At 46.4% G+C, this 25,345-nt stretch carries 19 protein-coding genes and 1 riboswitch; all 19 genes read left to right on the top strand.

Annotated elements, in window-relative coordinates; all coding sequences use genetic code 11:
- Window positions 1-118: 118 nt before the first annotated feature.
- A riboswitch (cyclic di-GMP riboswitch) is annotated at window positions 119-204 on the top strand.
- Window positions 205-271: 67 nt separating this feature from the next.
- The 19 genes from K1I37_RS01995 to K1I37_RS02080 all read left to right on the top strand — a co-directional run bounded on the left by K1I37_RS01995 (window position 272) and on the right by K1I37_RS02080 (window position 24,950).
- On the top strand, window positions 272-1,219 hold the full coding sequence (locus K1I37_RS01995) for a GGDEF domain-containing protein (protein ID WP_021297244.1): 948 nt from the start codon (window positions 272-274) through the stop codon (window positions 1,217-1,219).
- 985 nt (window positions 1,220-2,204) lie between these two features.
- The gene (locus K1I37_RS02000; RefSeq protein WP_021297242.1) at window positions 2,205-2,366 is read left to right on the top strand and encodes a hypothetical protein; all 162 of its coding nucleotides are present in this window, start codon (window positions 2,205-2,207) and stop codon (window positions 2,364-2,366) included.
- 98 nt (window positions 2,367-2,464) lie between these two features.
- A complete protein-coding gene (locus tag K1I37_RS02005) occupies window positions 2,465-3,130 on the top strand; it encodes a hypothetical protein (protein ID WP_021297241.1) in 666 nt (221 codons plus the stop codon).
- A gap of 768 nt (window positions 3,131-3,898) precedes the next feature.
- Window positions 3,899-4,879: a DUF4238 domain-containing protein gene (locus K1I37_RS02010; protein WP_021297240.1), complete on the top strand. Its 981-nt coding sequence runs from the start codon at window positions 3,899-3,901 to the stop codon at window positions 4,877-4,879.
- Window positions 4,880-5,465: 586 nt separating this feature from the next.
- Window positions 5,466-5,912, top strand: a complete 447-nt coding sequence (locus tag K1I37_RS02015) for a helix-turn-helix domain-containing protein (RefSeq protein ID WP_021297239.1) — start codon at window positions 5,466-5,468, stop codon at window positions 5,910-5,912.
- A gap of 78 nt (window positions 5,913-5,990) precedes the next feature.
- Entirely contained in the window at window positions 5,991-6,959 is a 969-nt protein-coding gene (locus K1I37_RS02020; protein ID WP_021297238.1) for a hypothetical protein, read from the top strand.
- 260 nt (window positions 6,960-7,219) lie between these two features.
- Window positions 7,220-7,504 carry a TIGR04540 family protein gene (locus K1I37_RS02025; RefSeq protein ID WP_021297237.1) on the top strand — a complete coding sequence of 95 codons (285 nt, stop codon included), beginning with the start codon at window positions 7,220-7,222 and terminating at the stop codon, window positions 7,502-7,504.
- Window positions 7,504-8,109 (top strand): DUF1819 family protein, encoded by a 606-nt coding sequence (locus tag K1I37_RS02030; protein ID WP_021297236.1) that lies wholly within the window; start codon window positions 7,504-7,506, stop codon window positions 8,107-8,109. The genes K1I37_RS02025 and K1I37_RS02030 overlap by 1 nt, the downstream gene beginning before the upstream one ends.
- The gene (locus K1I37_RS02035; RefSeq protein ID WP_021297235.1) at window positions 8,106-8,681 is read left to right on the top strand and encodes a DUF1788 domain-containing protein; all 576 of its coding nucleotides are present in this window, start codon (window positions 8,106-8,108) and stop codon (window positions 8,679-8,681) included. The genes K1I37_RS02030 and K1I37_RS02035 overlap by 4 nt, the downstream gene beginning before the upstream one ends.
- An 18-nt stretch (window positions 8,682-8,699) precedes the next feature.
- On the top strand, window positions 8,700-12,233 hold the full coding sequence (gene brxC, locus K1I37_RS02040; RefSeq protein ID WP_021297234.1) for a BREX system P-loop protein BrxC: 3,534 nt from the start codon (window positions 8,700-8,702) through the stop codon (window positions 12,231-12,233).
- 49 nt (window positions 12,234-12,282) lie between these two features.
- Window positions 12,283-14,742: a BREX-1 system adenine-specific DNA-methyltransferase PglX gene (gene pglX, locus K1I37_RS02045; protein ID WP_242215965.1), complete on the top strand. Its 2,460-nt coding sequence runs from the start codon at window positions 12,283-12,285 to the stop codon at window positions 14,740-14,742.
- 98 nt (window positions 14,743-14,840) lie between these two features.
- A complete protein-coding gene (locus K1I37_RS21700; protein ID WP_081653889.1) occupies window positions 14,841-15,386 on the top strand; it encodes a DUF6431 domain-containing protein in 546 nt (181 codons plus the stop codon).
- 14 nt (window positions 15,387-15,400) lie between these two features.
- On the top strand, window positions 15,401-16,753 hold the full coding sequence (locus K1I37_RS02050; protein WP_242215919.1) for a DDE-type integrase/transposase/recombinase: 1,353 nt from the start codon (window positions 15,401-15,403) through the stop codon (window positions 16,751-16,753).
- Window positions 16,746-17,549, top strand: coding sequence for an ExeA family protein (locus tag K1I37_RS02055; RefSeq protein ID WP_021295037.1), 804 nt, complete (start codon window positions 16,746-16,748; stop codon window positions 17,547-17,549). Before K1I37_RS02050 ends, K1I37_RS02055 begins: the two co-directional genes overlap by 8 nt.
- Window positions 17,549-17,779, top strand: coding sequence for a DUF5348 domain-containing protein (locus K1I37_RS02060; protein ID WP_031217800.1), 231 nt, complete (start codon window positions 17,549-17,551; stop codon window positions 17,777-17,779). Before K1I37_RS02055 ends, K1I37_RS02060 begins: the two co-directional genes overlap by 1 nt.
- A 245-nt stretch (window positions 17,780-18,024) precedes the next feature.
- Complete coding sequence (locus K1I37_RS02065; protein WP_152498726.1) at window positions 18,025-19,074, top strand: BREX-1 system adenine-specific DNA-methyltransferase PglX; 1,050 nt, start codon at window positions 18,025-18,027, stop codon at window positions 19,072-19,074.
- A 72-nt stretch (window positions 19,075-19,146) separates the two neighbouring features.
- Window positions 19,147-21,714, top strand: coding sequence for a BREX-1 system phosphatase PglZ type A (gene pglZ, locus K1I37_RS02070; RefSeq protein WP_322790868.1), 2,568 nt, complete (start codon window positions 19,147-19,149; stop codon window positions 21,712-21,714).
- 14 nt (window positions 21,715-21,728) lie between these two features.
- On the top strand, window positions 21,729-23,780 hold the full coding sequence (brxL, locus tag K1I37_RS02075; protein WP_021295389.1) for a protease Lon-related BREX system protein BrxL: 2,052 nt from the start codon (window positions 21,729-21,731) through the stop codon (window positions 23,778-23,780).
- Between the two features lie 138 nt (window positions 23,781-23,918).
- Window positions 23,919-24,950 carry an SIR2 family protein gene (locus K1I37_RS02080; protein ID WP_021295391.1) on the top strand — a complete coding sequence of 344 codons (1,032 nt, stop codon included), beginning with the start codon at window positions 23,919-23,921 and terminating at the stop codon, window positions 24,948-24,950.
- The last annotated feature ends 395 nt before the right edge of the window (window positions 24,951-25,345 follow it).

The following is a 25,345-nucleotide window of genomic DNA, read 5'->3' on the forward strand; positions in this document are numbered from 1 at the left end:
TAGCAGGTTTTCATATCCAACAGATACCGCGCTGGATAATGTCCATCTTACGCTATAGCGTCCCTTGCTCTCTTTTTAGCACTTGTTTCCTGACTCTTATGAGGGTAAAATCTTCAATAGTGGAAAAGGGTAAACCGTTCCTAAAGGACGGGGCACAAAGCCATGGGGCTACAGCGTTTACGCCATGCCTGCCAGGTTGCCGTTAATCGGATACACATGCGGCACACCCAGGTTCGAACGGGTGTGTTTTTGTGTGTTAGGGGCGGTCAATATGCATTCATTGATGACCCTCATCGAACAATCACGGGACTGGGCATCATTGGAACGGGGTAGGGATTTATTTACCAAGGTGGCTGATGTGTTACAGCACACGTTTGGTATTGAAGCAGGAATGTTTGTATATCGAAAACCACTTGTTCATGGTGTCATAAATGCGCCAGTTCGCGTGTACGAGCCATGGGGATTAGGCTACTCTGAAACTGAGTTAACTCGCTTTATCGATGATGGTGCATGGTTTTCTGGTGAAAATTACTTTGTCAGTGAATCGTGGCTCCCTGTCGAAGAAGCTCCGCCAGTCTGGAAACAGGTCTGGCTTGATGCTGGTGTTCAATCTGTCGGGGCTTGGAAGCTGGTGGTGAGGGGTAGTTGTGTCGGTGCAATGGTTCTGGGGCGCAGGACTGTCCCTGATGAGAGGGATGCGGAGATCATGGAGACTTGTGCAATCCACATCTCACTTGTTCTTGAAATGCTGGTAACCCGACGTATTGCAGAGCATGCAAGTTGCCACGATCCGTTGACAGATATTTTGAATCGCAGGGGATTTGAACAGGAATTTAATCGCATTCAAAGCCAACACGAAGGTCACTTGATTCTTGGCATGCTTGACTTGAATGGGTTTAAGGATATCAATGATAATCTGGGTCATCTTGCAGGGGACTCGATCCTCATGGATGTGGCTCAAACACTTCGGCAGAAAATCGGAAAGCAAGGAATTGCCGCCCGTTTCGGTGGGGATGAATTTGTGTTTGCGATGGAAATGGACAGCGAGAATATCAAAGCCATCACCAAGCGTGTGATGGACTGGTTTGCCGACAAAGAGTACAGCGTCAGCGTCGGATGTGCGACGTTAGGGCAGGATGGAGTAGATTGGATTTCTTGTCTTGACGTTGCTGACCAACGACTTTATGAGCGGAAGTCACGGGGAGTCGTTCTGGAGTAAACCTGGTTGGGCAGAGGGAATTGTGGACAAATCCCTGCCATTATGGTGTACTCCCAGTTACTTCAATGAAGTCCTTGAGTGCCTTCTCGAATTTTACCATCTCCAGGATTCCATAGTTGCGCTGTGAGATATTGATGCCGCACTCATGCCTATTGGTCTGTCCAGGAGACTCGTCAGCAATAACATGCGACATCACCTCGTATTGTCCCTGCTACACCCTGCAATCCCTGAAGTTCTGTCTGCAAAGTCCAATTCCTATCACTTCTCAAGCTTTGCTTCAATCAGAGCCTTCATGTCCTGTGGGCTGTCCACACCAACAACGATGACTTTATATAGACGATCCCCGATGTGAAAGTCGTTCAATGTGAGAGAAATAACCTTGTCAGGATGCTCATAGGACAGGAAGTATCAATCAGAGCAGAAAACAGGGGTGAGTTGTATAGGGTTCAAGAAATGTATACATAAATGTTTCACGTTATGGATACATAAGCGATGTCATTTCCATAAACCGTTCTGTTTGTACTTTTGGAACCTGATACGTCTTCCGTTCCTTAACATCTTCCGCCCGAATCCCTTCACCAAATCCGATTGATCCAATGCCCTCCATCTGCTATTCTCAGATTGCAAGGCTCCCCGCGCGTCTCGGAGAGGTTAAATAGAGAATATGACGCACAGGTAATGAGTGATGGGACAAGATGGAAGTGAAAAGGGATTCTGACCCTAAGCCCGTTTTACTGTCCGTGCCTCAAAAAGTCGTGTGACTCACCACCGTTAAGCGTGAGAACCCAGCTTGAATCATCTGAAAGTGGTAAAGCGGAGACCCCCTGCCGTTGTGAAGTGGGGCTGAAAAAAGATTTGTTCGAGGGTGGCGAGATGCCGCCTTTTCTTCATTTCAGGGCGAATGTTACGCAGGGCTGAGGGAACCCCTGTGCCGTATTCCCACAAGCTTTGACCCAGTATATAGTGCAAAAAGGAGGAGAACGGATTGGAACTCGTAAAACTCCTCACTGCCGATGAAATCTGTGGATTTTTTGATAAGCCTGGCGATAGTGGTGACTTCGTTTTGGACTTGAAAGCGGCAAGAGAAGAACGGGCGGAAGAACTTCTGAGGAAGCACTGGATGAAAGAGCGAAAAGAGCAGGACTAAAATCAGGAAACAGGGTGTAGGGATTGAACGGGGCAGAGCCGAACATCTATTGCAAATATTCAAGTTGGGTGCATTATTGATACTGGGAGCGAACTGTCATGACGAACACTCACGAGGGCATTGCGCCCGCACCGCCTGCTCAATATGACCGTTTTGTACGGGAGCTTGAAGAGCGGCTATATGATGGTTGCAGTGTCACATTCACGCTTCCTCATCATAGTAGCACCTTATTGGCGCGCGGTGTTTTGAGCAGGCTGGAAGCGCGGGGATGCTATACGGCTGAGATAGACCTGTCTAACGTCTCAACGATTGAGGAATTGACGCTTCTATTGTTGCAGACGGTTCTTCAATTACGTATTGGCATTAGCGCCTTACCGAACTCCTCCCTAAACGACTTCATAGACAGTCTGTCCCGACCTGAGATCCGTGCCAAAATCAAAGACGTTGTGGACATACCATATGTGCAGAGTGTTAAAGAAAGCCCTCTTGAACTCCTGGACGAAAGCGTAAGCCTCCTGCAACGCATCCCAGAACAATCGAAAGCGAGGTTGGTTGTTTGGTTCCACGAATTTCAGGTGATCCACAAGATTGACGAGATCTTGCTGAAGCGGCTCCGTGCGACATTCCAACATCAGACCCATGTAACCTATGCGTTTGTCGGTAGCGACCCAGACCTGATGCGAACGCTGTTTGCCGACCAACATGAGGCATTGTATCGGTTCGCTGTAATGTTGCAGTACCCAGGTGTAAGGGCGGGAGGGTGAAGGTCACTTGAATGGGCATGCTTCATCGAAGGGGTGTTTGCGTACCAACACGATACGTGCTCTAAAGTTCAGTGCGGCTTGGCATAACATTCACTTTAACTTATCGTTTCATTTACGATGGTCAGCTTGGACAGGGCAGGCTTTTACTCTTTCTTGGACACCTTGGAGCATCGTCAGCATCCGCCGACCGCACCCACACGACGATTGCCCGAACGACTCCCATTCCAAATGGCTCAAGACACAAGCATCCACAGGACGGGGGGGATATGGGTACTTCTCATCCAGTTTTGGGAGGGGTATGGGGGTGTTTGTAGACCTATAGGAAAAAACGTGAAAGAGATAAAAGTAAACTTCAAAAGTAACAAGAGTAATGCGATAACCCCTCCACACACCTCCCATATGCCGAATACAAGCCTCCCCCTCCCCGTGGATGGTGGTGGATGGGAAGCGGGCGCAGGCGAGAAGTCTCGGAGTAGGGGTTTGCGGCGCGAAGACAGTGAATGTACGCCATATGTGGGACATGTTCGCGTTGATTGTGAGACCCGTCATCATGACTTAGCCCAGTTGACTTCCAATATTCAGGGAAGTGATAGGAGAGCCTTTCGTGAACTATATTGGACCGAAAATACGGTCTGGTTGGTAGTCCAAACGCATTACTCCCGTGATGTCCTATCCATCCCCTCGGATGTCCATCGTTCCTGGCTTTGAATTGGGGATAGTCTGACGAAGTACGTACAGTTTAGTAATATTGTTAATGGGTGATAATCAATGGGCGATAGTCAAAAGGTTATTCTTCAACATTATGTACCGAGGATGTATCTAAAACACTTTTCACGCCCTGATAAGCGAGCACAGTTATTCGTTTTTGACAAGGAGGTAAGAAAGAGTTTCCCAAGCTCAGTTAACAACATTGCGGCAGAGAGATTTTTCTATGATTTACCTCCTGTAGAATCTAAAGAATTGGATTTTGAAGATGATCCACAAGTCGTCGAGAAAATCTTCTCGGAATTAGAAAACGTCGTTAGCAGAATTCTTAAAAAAGTGATCAGTAGTTATTATATGACACCACGGATGAAGTTGTCCGCGCTCACTCTGTTCTCTCCAGAGGAGCGGGGTAACTTGGTTATTTACATAGTTCTGCAACTACTGCGTACTCCAAAAGCTCGTGAAATGTTAACTGAGTTTCAAGAGAAGCTCATGACAGCGTATTTGAAAACGCAAGTAAAATCAGGACAGTTGCGAGGCTTGCGTGTTCAAATGAAGGAGGAAGCACAGTCCCTTCATCATGCTGAGATCTTGTTCACCGAAGCGGTCGTCGATAAACTGTGCTTCATTCTCGCGCAATACATTTGGTGCGTTGCATACAGAACTTCAGAGGAACCAATTTATACATCAGATAATCCAGTGGTCGCCTATAACCATATTTCCAAGCAAATAAAGATGTCTGGATATGGTGTCCCAGGGATTGAGATTTTATTTCCGCTGAACCCAGACTTACTACTAATTTTGAGAGAGCCAACTCATTTCCACAAGTACCTTGCTTGTGATGGCAAGTTTGTTGAACTGCGTTCCGACGCGACGAATTTATACAATGGGCTTCAAGTATTGTTAGCAAAGAGGTTTGTGTTTTCAAGCACAAATGATTTTTCTTTGGCTGAGCGAATCGTAGAAGAATACCCAAATGTAAGCTTGGGGTTGGATATAAATAAAATCAACCAGTCGGCAAAAGAATGGTTTGGAAAGACGTAAAATGACTGATATATAGAGATTCGTATTAAGCGTACAAATACCCTTTTGCATGCGGTTTTATTTGTTCTTTCCAAAGCTCATCTATTCGATCAGCAATGACGGGGAAGCACCGCTCATCACCTGATCAAACTGACGCTTTTGTTTGCAGTCACTAAGAAGTATTGCACAATGTAGGTCGTAGATACTTCATCCATGTGCCTACAGATGGTCATAGACTTGTTTGCCGTTTATCAAATGTAAGCATTTATGGTTCATCTTATGTAAACATTTCTGATTCTGATTGTGTCACAGTTTATGCTTCAATTTGTGGATATGGATATGTTTCTTCCGACATAACCGTTTCATGATGTTGAAAGGGAATCGATGCTGTATCAGCCCTTGAACCAATCTACTGGCTCTATGCCTCCGATGTCATTTCTATCAGCCTACACAATGACACCTCTACCTGATATCTTGCCTTTTGCTCAATTCACCCCTTCTCCCAACTCCACGACCGAATAACTTCTATGCCTCTTGAGTAGAAGAAATAGATTCACAAATACACCAGGATTCCCTTTGCGGGAAACATTGCAGGAGGCGAACAGATTTGAGAGACGATCATGGCAAGCGTGAAATTCCTGATTCAGTAGGGGCGCGAATTCGGTACTTGCGAAAGCAACTCAATCTCTCACTCAAGGACTTGGAACGTATGACGGGGGTGTCACCGAGTTACATCAACCGACTTGAGAAGAATCACAGAAAAGCTCCGAGTGTGCCAATCATTTACAAGTTAGCTCCCGCTCTTGGGGTCGCACCTCAAGAACTCATGGAGATGACCGAAGAGGAGCAAAGGGAAAAAGATGTGATCGAGCTTGTGCTCACGCACCATTACACCATTTGCAATGGTATTCAGGCGACCCAACCCATGAAGGACAGTCTCGCTGAATTGTTGCAGACGGTGATGAGTAGTGACCTCGACGGGAAGAACAAGGTGCGGGATAGCATCGTGATCATCGAAAAGGTGCGGGAGTTTCTTAGATTGATTCGGGAATAACCGTGAACCAGGCAGAGAGGATTCCTTAATCGGGGTTCTCTCTGCTTTGTTTAGGGAAACACAAGGGAGGCTTATCTTATGAGTTTGAAAGGAAGCGAACGTGAGTTCATTTTTTCACTGTATTTAAAGGAGCATAAGTCCCTACTGGAGGATGTGGTGGGTCGTGGATTGACCGACCTTTTGCTCGAATCATACTGGCAGGGATATAAGCTGGATCTTGTAGGTTATGACAAGGTGATGGGAACGCCCACCGTTGCAGAACTTTGGCTTGGTACATCAGACAGCTACCACCAGGAGCGGCTCTTGAGCCTAATCGATGCACTGGATGAAGGGGCGATGTTGCTGTACCTGGCACTTGGTTTCCAGGTCACGCATGTTCGAGAATTGGAGCAACAAGTGGGTAGCAGTGGTAAACCAATTAAACTGCTGTTGGTTCGGATTAAAGATGAGATCATGGAACCACTTGAAAAGCTCAACTCCATGCACAAGTTGAAGATTTACGGCTCCCTGGGGTTGTTGGGCGAGGTTCCGAATCTACTTCGGGTCGTCAAAACCATTGAACATCCGCTATACAAGCAACTTAGCCCGAAGCCCGTTCCAAACAGCCAAGAATTCGACTTCACGAAGCGTGTAGACGTGAATCGATACCTGCTTTATCGGTTGCGGGAGGCTGTGCCCAATTTCCTGACATTGCAACGAGAAAAGCACTTCGTCGAGGATAACGCCACAATTATCCTTGGCGGTGGGCGTACAGGCATACAGTTTTACATCTCAGCAAGAAACAGAAGGAACCAGGCTTTTGTCCAGTTGCGATTTGACGAATCGAACACCGAGTTATTTCATCTGTTCGCGGCAAAACCGTGGTTGTTGCGGGAAAAGATCGATGAAAGGATCAAGGCGCAAGACAATACCATCGGGTGCTATTTCAAAGCGTTTGACACGGTGGAAGCCACAGTTGATGAATTGGCACAGGTTTTCAGCAGGATGATCAAACACATTAGCTATCCGTTGTTCGACATCCTGCAGTATGAGAATCAGATGGTGTAAAAAAGCAGGGGGAGAAAAGGCGTTGGGAGACCAACGCCGATACATAGAGCCAGACATTATTCATCGAGTACCATGCTATTTAAAAACAGTTTTGTGCCCCACCTGCATACGAAGTTGTATCTTGACCAATTCCCCAGCCCCTTAAAGGATATTCTGTCTCCCATCTCATACACACTTGCGATTCTTGTGAGATTCCCTGAATAAGAATAGAATAATAAATATGTAACGAGTAAATGGCGTTTGACGTGGTGGGGGTAGCCATGAACCTGAAACTATTTTATAAGACTCAACGAGAGCTTGCCCTTGCCCTCAATTCGATTGTGGATGCTTATTGGCAAGACGAAGTGGATGAAGCAACTCTCTTCAAAAATGTCCAGGATATCTATACGAATAACCCAGATAAAGTGTTGAAGAATGGAGATTTTACGACCGTTTTGAGGCAACAATGTGGTAAGAGACGGCTTGTAGTCGTGGAACGAATCTTACAGATGAACGGACTGCTACAGGATGATTCATCATCCACATCCCATGGAGGAAATCAGTGATGCCAGAACGGTCGAAATATAGTTGCACTTTAACGGGTGCGTCATTTTTGTTCTTCGAATTGAAGCAGGTTGTGCTCTTAAAAGAGCAGGGGCTACAGGATTCAGAGATACGGGAAAAGGTTCGTGCTGAAAACCTGTTCGGGTATAAGGTTAAATCAAGCATCAAACGCAGTCTCCCTTCTGTATTACGCAGAATCAATGCGCTGGATGACACCTTACGTCAAATGGTCATCGAAAAGTCGTTGGAGACGGGGAAAATCATCAATCTATATGCGATTATGAAGACAGACCGCTTGTTTTTCGAGTTTATGAACGAAGTTGTTCGCGATAAGTTTGAACGCAACGATTATCATCTCGACAGGAAAGACGTGAATGTATTCATTACCGCGAAGGCGGAGCAGGACGAAACAGTCGCGTTGTGGACAGAGAAGACGGTCGATAGGCTGAAACAAGCCTACGTGAAGGTGCTGTTTGATGCGGGAATCGTGAGGGATAGGAAAACAGGAGAGTTGAACCGAATTCTGATGGATGAAGAGTTGAAGCGACATTTGGTGCACATCGGGGACATTGCCTACGTGAAAGCTATGGGGGAATGGGTGGCGTGAACAGTATCTCAGATTTACATAAACGGTTGGATAAGATAATCCCCAAGATTCAAGAGGACAAGTTTCTCGAAGGCAGAGGTCTCGGTAACGAGATCAGCTTTTATGTGTTCGACTATCCCCCTGAGCATGAGCTTATTGTGCGAGACTACGTGCGCCACATCATGAAGGAGTTCAGTCATGATGGTTCGAATCGTCGAATCATCGAGATTGACTTATACAAGACCATGATCGAGATTGCCAAGGAGAAGCGGGTCTTTGAACGTATCTTTCAGATCGAGGAGAAGCAGGGGAAGGAAGCCTTGTTCAAGGCAATGGTCAACTTCGCCAAACCCGATGTGTTTCTACAAAAAATCAGAGAGAAAGTCGATGACCATAACGTGGTGCTGATTACGGGAGTCGGCAAGGTTTATCCATTTGTACGCTCCCATAACATACTGAATAACCTTCAAGAAGTTCTGGACAAAATCCCCGTCATCATGTTCTTTCCAGGGACATACGATGGGCTGTCGCTAAAACTGTTTAATCGCATGAAGGACGACAATTATTACCGAGCGTTTCGGTTGGTGGATTAACGGGTAGGGGGAGCCAACGTGAAAATCAAGCAAATGTTTCAGAAGGATCTGGAACGCAACATCAAAGGTGTCATCAAGGTCGCGCAAACGGATGAGGAGAACAAGTTTCAGGAACTCGACGAGTACGTCGTCACCAGGGAACTGCTGAAGCACTTCTCGAAGTTCTATGAAAACTATCAGAAGGGCATCGATGGTGCCACCGATAAAATGGGAGTCTGGATTTCGGGCTTCTTTGGGTCAGGTAAGTCGCACTTTCTGAAAATCCTCTCTTACCTACTGGAAAATAAGGAGGTCAAAGGTAGGAAGGTAGTCGATTTTTTCAAGGACAAGATTCAAGACCCGCTGATTCTGGCAAACATGGCGCGAACCGCGAATGTTGATACCGAAGTCATTCTGTTCAACATTGACTCAAAGAGTTCGCTCGACAACAAGTCCAAAGAAGATGCCATTCTTCGGGTGTTTCTGAAGGTGTTTTACGAACACCAAGGCTTCTATGGCGACATTCCAGGTGTAGCGGAGATGGAAAAGTATCTCACCAAAGAGGGCGTGTATGAGGACTTCAAGCGGGAGTTCAAAGCCCTGTCTGGTGAGGAATGGGTAGATCGGCGAAACACCTTTTATTTTGACGCAGACTATGTGATTGGTGCTTTGACGAAAGTTACGTCCATGTCGGAAGAGACAGCAAGAAACTGGTTTGAGAACGGTGTTAATAACTTCGAAATCAGCATCGAGAAGTTCGCCAAAGAGGTAAAGGAGTATGTTGAACAGAAGGGCAACAACTTTCATCTCATCTTCCTGGTGGATGAAATCGGTCAGTACATCGGAGACAGCCGTCAGCTGATGCTCAATCTCCAAACACTGGCGGAAGACCTGGGAACCCAGTGCAAGGGTAAAGTTTGGATTATGGTCACTGCCCAGGAAAGCATCGACAGCATCATCAAGGTGAAGGGCGATGACTTTTCCCGCATTCAGGGGCGGTTTGATACTCGCTTGTCCTTGTCGTCGGTTTCGGTCGATGAAGTCATCAAGAAGCGTATTTTGCTCAAAAAAGATCATGCCACAGATATGCTCAAATTGCTCTATCACGACAAGAGTGCCACGCTGAAGAACTTGATCAGCTTCAAGGAGGCAACGGCTGATTTCAGGGGCTATACGGATGAAAGGGAGTTCGCGGATGTCTATCCCTTCCTCCCTTATCAGTTTAAGCTCCTACAGAACGTGTTCGAACAAGTGCGTAAGCATGGGAGTTCAGGAAAGCACTTGGCTGAAGGGGAACGGTCGATGCTATCCGCGTTCCAGGAATCTGGACTGCAGTTTAAGGATGCAGAAGAAGGTGTACTTGTCCCCTTCTACGCCTTTTACGATACCATTAAGGAATTCTTGACCCCTTCGATTGTGAGAGTAATCGAAGGCGCGTATGAAAACCCTTCTTTGAAGGATGACGAATTCAACGCGAACGTGCTGAAAACCCTCTTCTTGATCAAATACATCAAGGAGCTTCCTGCCAACATCGACAACATCGCCACTCTGATGGTGACAAGTATCGACGAAGACAAGCTGGCATTGAAGGAAAAGATCGCGGCTTCATTACGCAAACTCGTCCGAGAGACGCTGATTCAACAGAACGGCGAGATTTTTGAGTTCCTAACAGATGACGAACAAGACGTGAACCGCGAAATCAAGGCTACCAAGGTCGAAGAGGATTTGGTGAAAAAGGAACTCGCCGACCTCATCTTTGACGATCTCTACGAAGGGAACAAATATCGATACTCGTCGCAATACACCTTCTCGTTCAATCAAAAAATGGACGAGAAGAATCGCGGAAGTCAAACGTCAGCGATTGGGATTAACATTCTCTCACCCTTGTCTGAGCACTATGCGAAGTCAGATCAAGAATTGATGCTCCTGTCTTCGGGTAGTAGCGAGATGATTTTAAAGCTCGGTTCGAGCGGAGCGTACACGGACGAAATGGAAGAAGTCCTTAAGATCAAAGAGTATCTCAGGAAGAAGAACCCTGCACAACTCCCAGAGAACATCCAGAACATCCTGAATACGAAACAGGGTGAAGCAAGAGAACGTCAGCGTCGCGTTCGTGAGATGCTTGAGGATGCCATTAAGGACGGGGAATTTTTCATCAATGGCAACAAGCTCGAAGTGAAAGGTTCGACGGTTAAAGACAAAATCAACGCCGCATTCCATGAGTTGGTGGACAATGTATATACGAAGCTCGGACTTGTAAAGAGATTCCTGGATTCTGAGAAAGACCTGAGTTCGCTCTTGAGGAGCGACTCCACACAAATCACCTTGGACGGGTCAAAGTCCAACGAGAATGCTTTGGCAATCAAAGAGGTATTCGACTTCATCAGTCTACAGGATGATATCAAGAAACAAGTGCGAGTAAAGATTCTGTTGGATCGCTTTAAGGATAAACCGTATGGGTGGAAAGAACTTGATATCGCAGGACTGATTGCGGAGCTTCTTAAAGAACAGCGCATTCGGCTTCGTTACAATGCGGAGTATCTGGAGCCTGAAGACCCTACCACCCTTACTGCCTTAACGAAGGCAAGTGAAGTGGATAAGGTCATTGTGCTGAAACGAGTTAAGGTTGACGATGCGTTGTTGAAAACGGCAAGAAACATCTGCAAGGAAGTGTTCAACAGGACGGATGTCGCCGATGATGAAGACGGATTACTGAAGGACATTCGTCAGTTAATCGACGACCAGGTTAGGGAAATCCATGAGCTAAAGAGCAAGTATGAAGGGCGAAAGTATCCAGGGCTGAGTCTTTTGGACAAAGGGCTGGAGTATTTCGGCGAATTCACGAAGGGACTGGATAGTGTTTCGTTCTTTACGAAGCTCCGAGACCTGGAAGACAACCTCTTGGATTGGGAAGAGGATGTCTCATATGTGAAGAGCTTCTTCCAACACCAGAAGGATCATTTCGACAACGGCTTGCGGGCATTTGAACGGTATTCGGAGAACGAGGTGTATCTCGCGGGCATGCCGATTGAGGATGCCGCTAAAAAACTACAAGCCATCCTGAATGATCCCATACCGTATAACAAGATCAAGGACATTCCTGAGTTGGTCAATACAATCGATGTGCAAATCCAGGCTGTACTGGAAGAGAAGAAGTCAGCGGCAAAGGCAACAATCCAACAGGATTATGACTACTTGACCCTTCGTGCAAATCAGGATGGAGTATCTGAGGGGACGAAAAATCGCATACGGTCTTACTACGAGGATTTGTTCAAGACCATCAACGGCTATGTGGACATATTCAAGGTGGATGCGTCCATTATGCAGAGTGCCAACTTTAGAAAGGCACAAGATGAGGTCATAGAGCAGGAAATCACGACTAAGGAATCAGGGAGATCTGATGGTTCCGATGAGCCAATCCCTACTCCTAAGAAGGAAAGGGTTAAGGTAGGAAATCTCCTTGCGGTAAGAACCCTTCGGACGGAAGAAGACGTGGACAAATTACTTGGTACGGTTTCCGCCAAACTGAAGCAGATCATCCAGGGCAACAAAGAAGTAGAGTTAGTCGATTGAATGAGTAGAGGCTCGGACTTTTCATTACAACGGACAGGTGGATATGGTTATGAATAAAACGGCTTTGAAGTACTTCGCGACCAGTGCGAGAAAAGAATTGCTGAAAAAGGTTGAAGCCAGGGCATTGAAGATTGGTATCACGGAGGAAGGCATCAAGAAGGCGCAGATTGAAAGCTCCGATGCCATCTATATTGACGGGAAACAGCTATCTCTTGTGGAAAAGAAACAGCGGGATAAGCTGATTCAGCGTATTCGGGAGATTGGGTTTAAGAACGTCATGGAAGAGGTTGCCTATACCTGGTTCAACCGTTTCATTGCCCTGCGTTTCATGGAAGTTAACAATTATCTGCCGACCAAGGTAAGGGTATTATCCTCTTCCGAGCCAGGGAACCCAGAACCCGACATTATCAAGGAAGCCCTGTCCGTTGACCTGGATATCGACAAAGAACTCGTGTACGATCTAAAGCTCCACAACAAAACGGAAGAGCTTTTCAAGTATTTGGTCATCAAGCAGTGCAACGACTTGAACAAGTACCTTCCCTTCATGTTCGAGACCATTGAGGACTACAAGGAGATTCTTTTCCCAGAGGGATTGCTCGCAAAAGACTCATTCCTGCGTGCTATGACAGACGTAACTGCGATCCCTGAACATGATTGGGAACAGGTAGAGATTATTGGATGGCTTTATCAATACTACATTACGGAAAAGAAGGATCAGGTTTTTGCCGATCTAAAGAAGAACATCAAAATCAGCAAGGAAAACATCCCTGCGGCGACACAACTGTTCACTCCGCATTGGATTGTGCGATACATGGTGGAAAATTCATTAGGTCGCTTATGGCTGGAGAGCTACCCAGAGAGTCCATTGAAATCAGAGTGGAAGTATTTCTTGGACGAGGCTGAACAAGAGCAACAAGTGAAAGACGAACTCGAAAAGATTCGCCGCAAGAACATCGATCCAGAAAGCATTACCTTCCTTGACCCATGTTGCGGAAGTGGGCACATCCTGGTCTATGCATTTGATGTGTTCTACGCCATGTATCTTGAAAAAGGGTACATTCCACATGAGATTCCCAAGCTGATTCTGGAGAAGAATCTCTTTGGGCTTGATATAGACGACCGTGCGGCGCAGTTAGCGTCGTTTGCTGTCATGATGAAGGCAAGAGAGAAGTCACGTAGGGTATTTGGGCAAGGCATCAAGCCGAACATCTGTGCAATTCAGGAAAGTAACTGGATGACGGATGAGATTATTGACGTGCTGGTCGACAAAACGGCATCGCAACTGGTACAGAATGCCCAACGGGAGACTTTGCATCATCTTAGAGATACATTCAGGGACGCAAAGAACTACGGGTCGATTCTGAAGATCGAACAATTGGATCTGGACTTTGTTGACGAAAGGCTTAAACACTTTGCAAGTGATTCGGATTATCAGGGCGATCTTCTTGAAAGGATATATACATCTGAAGTATTAGAAAAGATCCCTGGACTAATCATGCAAGCAAGACTGATGAGCCATAAGTATGATGTGGTATGCACCAATCCCCCCTACATGGGCAGTGGCGGTATGAACCCTGAATTGTCTTTTTATGTGAAACAAAACTACCCCGATACAAAGTCGGATATGAGCACCGTGTTTATGGAGAAGGTCTTCCACTTTTGCAATCTAAGGGGGATGGTATCCATGATCAACATCCCTGTATGGATGTTCTCGACAAGTTATGAGAGGTTGAGAACCCATTTAATTACAAATAAAACACTCGTCAACATGTTACACTTTGGTAGGGGGGTCTTCGGATCAGACTTTGGGACAACAGCCTTCGTCTTTTTTAACGATAAAATCAGTGATTATCGCTCCGTATTTAAAAAACTACACAAAAAACCTGGATCGGTTGATCACTTAGAACAGAAAGAGCAATGGTTCTTCGAGCAAGATAATGCTTATTTTGCAGAAATCGATGATTTTCTTAAAATACCCGACAGTATCTTTGCGTACTGGCTGACTTATACTGCAATTAAACTTTTCGAAGGGACTACCATTGAACGATATATAACTACAAGAGAAGGTATGACAACAGCGGATAATGAACGGTTTCTAAGGAATTGGTATGAGGTTTCATTACAGAAAATAGGGTTTGGTATAAAAACAAACCAGCAAGCCGTTGAGTCGAGGAAAAAGTGGTTTCCATATCAAAAGGGTGGAGAATACAGAAAATGGTATGGAAACATGGAGAAAGTGGTGAATTGGGAGAACGATGGTGAATCCATCAAAACCAACATTGATCCAACTACTGGACGAATTCGTTCTCACAATTATAACGGTGATTATGCCTTTAGGGAAGGCATTACGTTCCCAACTGTCAGTATGGGTAGTTTTAGTGCACGGTATTCTCCAGAGGGGTTTATGTTTGATGCAAAGGGAGCTATGGTGTTTTGGCCAATCCATAATGGCCGAAAGTTGACTGAATTGCCTGTCCAGGAGTTGACGTATATCATGTCCTTATCCTAGGAATGGAAAAGGACGTCTCCTTTTGCGTTGCACCGCCCGAACAGTGCAACAGGAAACGTCCCCAACTCGTATGGTAATTCTATCAGATTATCAGCTCGTTGAGCAGTCCACCCGAGTTTTTTGTTCGGAGTGAGGAATGCATCCCGTGTCCTTGCTGTCAGGGCCAACTTGTTGTATGCGGAAGCCGACGTAGACGTTATACGCAGAGTAACGGTGACCAACTCACCCTTATCATTCGGCGCCTTCGTTGCACGGAGTGTCATCGTATCCACCACGAACTCCCAGATATTCTTGTGCCCTACAAGCGCTATGACCGAGAAAGTATAGAGCAGATCATTACCGAATCATCCCCTTCAGTGGGGGCGGACGAATCCACCATCCGCCGTGTCCGTCAATGGTTCGAGACATGGTCTTCGTATGCTACCGGTTGTCTGGTTGCTATTGCAAACCGTCACGGCCGTGTGTTGGAACCGTCCTATCCAACACAATCCTCACTCCATCGAATTGGACATTTGGTCGGCGACGCCGTCGGGTGGATGGCCCGTGCTGTCCGCCCTATTGCAAATCTACATTTGTGGACACATACCCGTTCTGCCTTTGTGTCCGCTTCTTCTCTGTCTACTATTCAGGCTAACCCCACTTGAAGGAGAGGTTAGCCATGAAAGATTGGAAAAAAGCGGAGGATGTGGCCGTGTATCGTGTTCAGTTGCTGTCTCCACTTTTGGAAGATGGACTGGATTCAGCGCAACTTCGCAGACGCAAGGCAGAGATCTGTGCACAGACCGGGTTATCGGAACGAACATTGCGCCGCTATTTAGCTACATTTCGTGAACAAGGTTTTGAGGGACTCAAACCGAGGTCAAAATCTAGCCGTCGAGCTCAGGTGATCCCGGATGAGATTCTGGAAGAGGCCATTTTGTTGCGCAGAGAGGTTCCTTCTCGAAGCGTCTCGCAGATCATTCGTATTCTCGAATGGGAAGGAAAAGTGGCACCTGGGGAAATTCGGAGAACAACTCTTCAAGAGAAACTTGCTCGTCGAGGATATAGTGCCGGACACATGCGAATGTATGCTGAAACCGGTGTGGCAGCGCGTAGGTTTCAGCGCCGTCACCGCAATCAGTTGTGGCAATCGGACATCAAGTTTGGCCCTTATCTCCCCATTGGAACGAATGGTTCAAAGCAACAGGTCTATCTCGTGGTTATGTTGGATGACGCAACTCGTTTTGTTCTCCACGGGAGGTTTTACCCCACGCTGGACCAAACCATTGTGGAAGACTGCTTTCGCCAAGCTGTACAAAAGCACGGTATACCAGAGGCTATCTACTTTGACAACGGCAAACAATTCAGAACCAAATGGATGACTCGAACCTGTTCAAAGCTCGGGACACGGCTGCTTTACGCGAAACCCTATGCGCCGGAGTCGAAGGGAAAAATAGAGCGGTTTAATCGTATCGTCGACTCGTTTCTGGACGAAATCGCTGCGGCGAAACCTAAGACATTGGAACAATTGAATCAACAATTTGAGGTCTGGTTAAGTGAATGTTATCAGAACCAACCTCACTCCGCACTTCAGAATCAGATGAGCCCCGAGACTGCCTATCGTAGCGACCATAAAGCCATTCGTTTCATCTCACCAGAGAGCATCGCGGATGCCTTTTTGCATGCCGAAACTCGAAAAGTGGACAAGTCCGGTTGTATCAACTTCATGGGTAAGAAGTATGAAGTGGGTCTGTCATTCATCGGTTGTAAGGTGAATGTCATATACGACCCTGCAGATATCACGGAACTCACCATCGAATACGCGGGTCACCAGCCTTGGACTGTGGGAGAACTGGTGATTGGTGAACGGGCTGGGCAAAGACCTAAACTGCCAGAGCGGTTCGAGAACCAAAACGTTGACACATCTCGTCTGTTGGATGCAGCCGAGAAGAAGCATCAGGATCGGATTGAGCGTATCACGCCTGCAGTCCGCTATGACGCGGTCTGGAAGGAGGAGAATGGTCGTGTTTGAATCGTTCTACGGCTTTACTCACACGCCCTTCTCACGAGATATTCCAACAGATGAACTCTACATGTCATCTACACTGGAGGACATTCTCGGTCGGCTGAAGTATGCTGCGGAGCGTCAGTGGTTCGCAGTGGTGACTGGAGATTGTGGAACCGGAAAAACCACAACCATCCGTCGTTTCTCGGAGGCGCTGGAACAGTCGAAGTTCAAAATTCTGTACCTGTCGGATTCTAAGCTGACCCCACGACATTTTTACAAGGGGATGCTCGAGCAACTCGGTTGCGAGGCTAAGTTTTATCGCGGCGACGCGAAACGTCAATTGCATCGTGAGATTGAGCTGATGCGTGGGATACATAGCCTCAGTCCAGTTGTGGTCGTAGACGAAGCACATTTGCTAGATCGGGAGATGCTCGAGGAAGTAAGATTTCTTTTGAATTTTAAAATGGATGCGCAAAGTCCTATGGCGCTAATTCTCGTCGGACAGAGTGAGCTCTGGGAACGGCTCAACTTACAGGCTTACGCCGCCATTCGGCAACGCATTGATCTACAGTGTAAGTTGCATCACTACGACCGCGCTGAAATCGGGGCATACATTGAACGTCATCTAGCCTACGCGGTAGCTGGACAGCAATCTATTTTCTCGGATAAGGCTGTCGATGAAATCTATCGTTTCTCGGGTGGAGCTCCACGACTGGTCAACAAACTCTGTACGCACTGTCTCATGTATGGGGCTCAAAATCGGCAACGGATCATCGACGACCACATGGTCGAGCGCGTCATTCAAGGTGAATGCTCATGATGGCACGGAGATTACAGATGTTCTACGATCCAGAGTTGTCGCGTTGGGTGGTTGAGGGCAAAAATGAGTGGTACAGTTTGCACTGCGGGGAGATTGTGCAATTTCACATTGAACGCACAACGCTTAGTGGACGGCTAGAGCTTGGACGAACATCTTGGTACATCATCAGCGGCGACGTCGCGTTTGGACTCTTAGAAAATCGGCGATATTTGGTTAGCGTCGACCTTTAGAAACACTGTCGGGAGGGGAGGAAACTTCCTTCCCATTTTTGCAAGCGTTCTTGGACAGCGAATCCGTCAGTTCTCGGTCAACTTACACCGTCAGTTTTCGGACGTTATGCTATGTCAGTAACACTATGGGCTTTTTTGATAATGACTCGTACTTGTATTTTATATTGTCTGTGTTGAATAGTAATATATCTCAATATTACTTGAGCGCATTGGCTCCCACTGTGGACTTCAAGCTGAATAAGATCATGGCAATACCTGTTGAATTTCCGAACGATACAAATTTAACTGAATACGTAATCGCAATGTGTAAAAAATGTATTGAAATATCAAAGGATGACTGGGATTCGTTCGAAATCTCCTGGGATTTTGCAACTCATCCGCTATTAAGATTCAAGTGTGATGACGGTCGTTTAGGGTCTTCTTTTGAACGTTGGTCATTGTATGCGGAAGCCCAGCGCAATGAGCTAAAAGAGATTGAAACTCAAATGAATAGCATTTTGATTGAGTGTTATGGACTCGAAAACGAACTTATTCCCTATATTTCCGATGGAGATATTACAATTCGCAAGGCAGAAAGAGAACAGGATATCAAAACTCTGGTCTCCTATGCTGTAGGATGTATGTTTGGTAGATACTCCTTGGATGAAGAGGGTCTTGTCTTCGCTGGTGGCAACTTTGATCCTGAAAGGTATAAAACATTTACGGTAGATCGAGACAACATCCTTCCCATTCTTTCGGATGCGTATTTTGAGGATGACATCGTATCCAGATTCGTTGACTTTGTTAAAGTGACCTTTGGCGAAGAAACCCTGACAGAGAACCTGGAGTTTATCGCCGATACTCTCGGAAAGAAGGATAGCGAGACTCCGAGGGAAGCGATTCGTAGGTATTTCCTGAACGACTTCTTCAAGGATCACCTCCAGACATACAAAAAGAAGCCAATTTACTGGCTATTCACGTCTGGGAAGCAGAAAGCATTTAACTGCCTGATCTACATGCATCGTTACGACAAGACAACTTTGTCGAGAATTAGGACGGATTACGTGCATGAGCTTCAAATGCGGTACGATGCGGAGAAGAAGTCCCTCCTCAGTATTATTGAGGGCGGCGGAACGGCGAGAGAAGTGAGTGCCGCCAAAAAGGAATTAAAGACGCTTGAGTTGAAAATTGCCGAGTTGAAGGAGTACGAAGAAGTGCTCCATCACATGGCAGACCAGCAGATCGAGATCGACTTGGATGACGGCGTTGATGTGAACTACGCGAAGTTCGAAGGCTTACTTGCAAAACGAGGCTAATAACTGGGTAGAATGGGGATATGCCAATCATCTTGATGGTGTATCCCTAAACGCCTGTAGTTTGGGAAAAGGGTGTTTAACTTGAATTTGGATGATATCGTAAGCACGCTGAATGCAACCTTCCAGCAACCGTTGCAGGATGGGGAACAACGCAAGATTATCTTTTGGCTGGACAAGGATAGAGAGTTTATTGAGGACATCAATGAGCTTTCCCTGGTCAACGCCAAAATTCACATATTGACTGATACCAATGGCTTTTATACGAAATACATGCTTGAAGAAGAGGACACAACGTCTCACTATCTGATCTACTCAAATCTGGACATGAACCATGAGGACAACTGGCTCATGGATACGTTCTTATATTCTCAGGCGTTTCACGCAGACAGGATCTCGTTGCTGATGGATGAGTGCAACATTGATCCCAGTCTGCGAAATGTGGTCAAGAAGTACGAGAAGTTCTTCGGAAGCAAAGAGCGAACGCGACGATTGAAAGCATTTGATATGCACATTACTTCGCAGGAAGCCCTGGAACTGGGGATGATGAGCACAATCTGTGGCTTGAAGTCCCCTGATTTCGAGGATGTTCTAAAGGCTGTCCTGATGGATAGCCTGGATGACAACGATAACAAGTACCTGGAACAGTTTGAGAAGTTCTTTGACCTCTCCGTGTTCTGGAGATATGTGTCTGACCGTTATGGATATGAACAAAGTAGCCCATCGCTAAAGACATTGTTCATTCACCTGACCGTATCCGCACTCAGTCACGCTATTGATGAGAGGCATCTTTCGCAGGTGAAACACTACATCGCCACGAGGAACAGGTCGAACGCGATGGTGTTCATCGACCATTGGATGAACCACAAGACGGATTATGCCGCGTATGACGACCTCGCAGATATTGCTGAGCGCGAAATCAAACTCGCTGATATTGTGCGACAGTTGGACGTTCAAAACTTTAAGACGGCGGATACTTTCGAGTATTTTGATAGAGCTATCATCACATTTATCGCTAACAGTCTGGATGCAAGCTTGGAGGACTACGCGGAGTACATCAAGCTCATCAATCTTAGGCGCACCAAGCACTTCTTTGAGCGGTATCGTTTCATCTATGAGGCTCTGTTTTACACCGTGAAGATGTTTGAGTTCCATAAACAGCATCATTCTGGAATTCCGCAGGTGCAGGCACTCGATATGTTCCGAGCTTACGTCAGTGACTATTACAAGATGGACATGTACTACCGTAAGTTCTATGTCGCCTATGATAATGAGCCAGACAGCGAGATCCTGAAGAAGCTACGGATGATGGTCGAAAACCTCTATACCAACTGGTTCATAGGGGAACTGAGTGCCCATTGGTCTTCTGCCGTGGATAGCGAGATGAAAGCAAACTGGTCGCTTCCAGGCGTGCAGAGTCAGAACGACTTCTACCGAAACTTTGTTGGACCGAAGATTCGTCAGGGTGATCGCGTGTTTGTCGTGATTTCCGATGCATTTCGCTACGAAGTCGCAGTGGAATTGGCGGAAAGACTCAATACTGAGACGATAGGCACTTGCGATATCCAACCGTTGTTAGGTGTCATTCCCTCAGTCACCAAGTTGGGAATGGCTTCATTGCTCCCACATAAGACGCTTGAGATTGACCTTAGTGGCAGGGTGCTGGTTGACGGGAAACCCTCCAGCGGTCTGGACAATCGGAACGACATCCTACAGGGAACCGTGGCGGACAGTGTTGCTGTCCATTTCCGAGATCTGCTCTCCATGAATAAGGCAGGACGGAGGGAGTATTTCAAAGGGAAAAAGCTGATCTATATTTACCACGACAGCATTGACGCGACTGGGGATAAAGCATCAACGGAAATCAACACATTCAAAGCGGCAGAGGATGCCATAGAGGAAATCTACGGCATCATAAAGATCATTCGGGATGATCTCAGTGCCACGAATATCTTCGTCACTGCTGACCACGGATTCGTGTATCAGCGCGATCCACTCGAAGAAAGCGATAAGATCGAAAAGGAAGGCATCGAGGCAATCGAGACAAAGCGAAGGTACTCGCTGGCGAAGGATTCAGGCGAGAGAAGTGGTCTGCTTGATATCAATATGGACTCGTTAATTGTGAATGAACATCACATGACGACGTATGTCCCCAAAGCGACGATTCGCTTTAAAATGCAGGGAGCTGGAGCCAACTTCGTGCATGGCGGAGCGAGCTTGCAGGAAATCGTTGTGCCCCTGATTCAGTTCAAGAATATGAGAAGTGGGCAGAAGCATAGTCGCGAAATCGTGAAGGTAGACGTGAAGCTCACGAATACCACCAGGAAGATCACCAACAGCTTGTTTAACCTGACGTTCTTTCAAACGGAAAGGGTTGAGGACAAAAGGGTTCCACGTACCGTAAAAATTTACATGGTGGACGAAAACGAAGCGGTCATCAGCAATGAGGAAACGCTGATTTGTGACCGAACAACCGATAAGCCTGAAGAACGGACGTTTAAGGTACAGTTCGCGTTGAAACAGATTCCATATGACAAAACGAAAAACTACTATCTCATCATCAAGGATACTGAGACCAATGTTGTCGTGGAACAGATTCCGTTTACGATCAACCTCGGCATCGTTAGTGATTTCGACTTTTAAGGAGGGCGGGCATCATGGAGCTAAATGACGAACGCTCTTTGGACTTAGATCAAAAACTGAACACGGTCTTTGCGGGTCGAGTCGTGCGGAAAGACCTCACCAGCATGATTAAGCAGGGAGCCAATGTGCCCGTCTATGTATTGGAGTACCTGCTTGGCATGTACGCGGCGACAAATGATGAGGAGAGCATTCGCGAGGGAGTGGATCGCGTCAAGAAGATCCTTGCAGAGAACTTCGTCAGACCTGATGAGGCAGAAAAGATCAAGTCAAGAATTCGCGAGATCGGACAATATTCCATCATCGACAAAGTGACCGTCACTCTCAACCCTAAGATCGACACTTACGAAGCCGAGTTCTCAAACCTGGGTCTTAAAGGTGTCCCGATTTCGCCCAACTACGTCAAAGAGTACGACAAACTGTTGGCGGGCGGCATCTGGTGCATGTTGAAGATGGACTATTTCTTTGACGAAGAAGCCCGCAACATGAACCCGTTTAGCATCAGTAGTTTACAACCCATTCAGATGCCCAATATGGATTTGAACGAGATTTTTGAAGGGCGGCGGAGTTTCACCAAAGAGGAATGGATCGATGTGTTGATTCGCTCGACAGGAATGGAGCCGACCCATTTGGAGGAACGGGTAAAGTGGCATCTTCTCCTTCGGCTTGTACCACTGGTCGAGAACAACTACAACCTATGCGAACTGGGACCAAGAGGCACGGGGAAATCCCACGTCTATAAGGAACTGTCCCCAAACTCCATTCTCGTATCGGGTGGGCAAACGACTGTCGCGAACCTGTTCTACAACATGTCTACCAAGAAGGTTGGACTGGTCGGGTTGTGGGATGTCGTCGCCTTCGACGAAGTGGCGGGGATTCAGTTCAAGGACAAAGATGGCATCCAAATAATGAAGGACTACATGGCATCTGGGTCATTTGCGCGGGGGAAGGAGGAGAAGACGGCTTCTGCATCCATGGTGTTTATCGGGAATATCAATCAGAGTCTGGATTCCCTTATCAAGACCTCGCATCTCTTTGCACCGTTCCCTGATGCTATGGCGAACGATACGGCGTTTTTTGATCGGATGCACTATTACCTACCTGGCTGGGAAATCCCCAAGATGCGTCCCGAATTCTTCACGAACCAATACGGTTTCATAGTCGATTACATGGCAGAGTATTTCAGAGAGATGAGGAAACGTTCTTTTGCTGACGCGATTGACCGTTACTTTAAGCTCGGCAACAATCTGAACCAGCGCGATGTAATTGCTGTTCGTAAAACGGTTTCTGGTCTGATTAAGCTCTTGTATCCAAATGGGGAATACACCAGAGAAGACGTAGAGGAGGTCCTCAAATACGCGCTGGAGGGGCGCAGGAGGGTCAAGGAACAGCTTAAGAAAATTGGTGGCATGGAGTTCTACGATGTGCATTTCTCCTACATCGACAGGGAGACGCTGAACGAAGAGTATGTCTCCGTACCCGAACAAGGTGGCGGGAAGCTCATTCCAGAGGGAATGGGTAAGCCAGGTCATGTTTATACGGTTGGTCATGGGGATTCTGGCATGATTGGCGTGTATAAGCTGGAAAACCAGGTTGTGTCGGGAACAGGTAAATTCGAGAAGTCTGGGGTGGCTTCCCATCGAGGGGCGAGGGAGAGCCTTGATACGGCTTTCCGATACTTCACCGCGAATGCAAAAAGTATCAGTGGCACAATTAGCACCAAGACCAAGGACTATTTAATGCATATCAGTGACCTGCAGGGAATCGGGCTGACCAGCGAACTGGCAATCGCAGAATTAGTGGGCTTGTGTTCTGGGGCTTTGGAGCGATCCGTGCAGGAGAGCTTGGTTGTCCTCGGCAACATGACAGTAGGTGGAACGATTGCGAAGGTCGAGGAGTTTGCTAACGTGTTGCAAGTATGCGTCGATGCAGGAGCCAAGAAGGTGTTAATACCTGCGGTTTCGGTGGTCGATCTGCAAACAGTCCCATCAGATTTGCTAATCAAGATTCAGCCGATCTTTTACTCTGACCCAACGGATGCGGTATTCAAGGCGTTGGGCGTGAGTTGAACAGATAAGGTGTCCGTCAGCAATGGGACATTTTCCTATCAGTTCGGACATGATAGACGGCAACATTAAACGTCTATTGATTTGCTTAATCGAACGAGACAGCCAGATTCAAATGGGTACGGAAAATGGAGGAATAAAATGAGCGTCCAGGAATTTGAAATCATAATGAAAAATAGACCACATGTAGTTCTTCTCGGGGCGGGTGCAAGTGTAGCGGCTATCCCTAATGGTGATAAAAACCAGAGAAAAACTTCCGTTATGGCTGGGTTTATTGAAAAGTTGGGTATGGCTGATATTATACAAAAAGCAAATTTGAAGACCAAAAGCAATAACCTGGAAGACATATACTCTGAATTGAATAGTCGTAAGGAATACGAGGACATAACATTGGAATTGGAGAGAAGAATTTATGACTATTTTTATAGCTTTGAGATCCCAGATGAACCTACTGTATATGATTTTTTAATACTGAGTTTGACAAGAAAGGATTTAATTGCGACGTTTAACTGGGACCCTTTATTATTACAGGCGTATGAAAGAGTATCGAAGTTCACCACTAACTTGCCTGATCTATCATTTTTGCACGGAAATACATATGTGGGTGTTTGCAATGAGCACAAAGTTGGAGGGCTTATACATGGAAGATGTAGTGTATGTGGTAAGCCATTCAAACCCACAAAACTCTTATATCCTGTAAAAGAAAAGGACTATAATAATGACCCATTCATTAAAGATAATTGGAATAGAATTAGGCATTATTTGAAGCATGCCTATATGTTTACTATTTTCGGATATAGTGCACCAAAGACCGATGTATCTGCGATTGAACTGTTAAAGGAAGCATGGGGCACCGTAGAAGATAGAAACCTCGAAGAAGTAGAGATAATTGATATAAGACCAGAGAAAGAGCTTCGTCAAACCTGGGACGAATTTATCCATTCGCATCATTATTCTATCCACCCAGATTTCTTTAGCTCCACTTTAGGGAAGATGCCGCGCCGATCATGCGAAGCGACTTTCGATAGACTGATGAATGCGATGTGGTTGGACGGGAACAAAGGGTTTAAACCTGATATGAATTTCAATGAAATTGAAGTTTACATAAGACGACTATTGGAGGACGAGAAAACCAATAAGAAAGTTCTAATAAACCCATATTTGGCGAAGTGAGTTACCTGCAGGACTGCAATCTTGTACCGTTACAGTGGCTCAGCCTCTACGTGGAATTCTACAGGGACCGACAACAAGAACGACTGGTTAAAAACTGGGACAAACTTGGATGAATCTACATCCTGAAACGGTTGGACATATGGAGGGAGTAGTCTGACGGGGCTACACCCATTTGGGGTTGGACAATGAAGTGACGGATCAGTAACGGGGATAAGTCCACTGCAAATTTCGATTACACCCCTGGTATCGGGTACTTATGATGCTAAAACCAGAAGGAATCGCCAACTTAGATACAATTTACAGAGAAAGCGGGCGATGATTTCATTGGAACGCTGTCCCGTATGCGATGCGGAAGTGGGCGGTCGGTAAAGATTCGATGTTCCAAAGGGGTCTGC

The sequence above is a fragment of the Alicyclobacillus acidoterrestris genome (assembly GCF_022674245.1).
In the GTDB taxonomy this organism is placed as follows: Bacteria; Bacillota; Bacilli; order Alicyclobacillales; family Alicyclobacillaceae; genus Alicyclobacillus; species Alicyclobacillus acidoterrestris.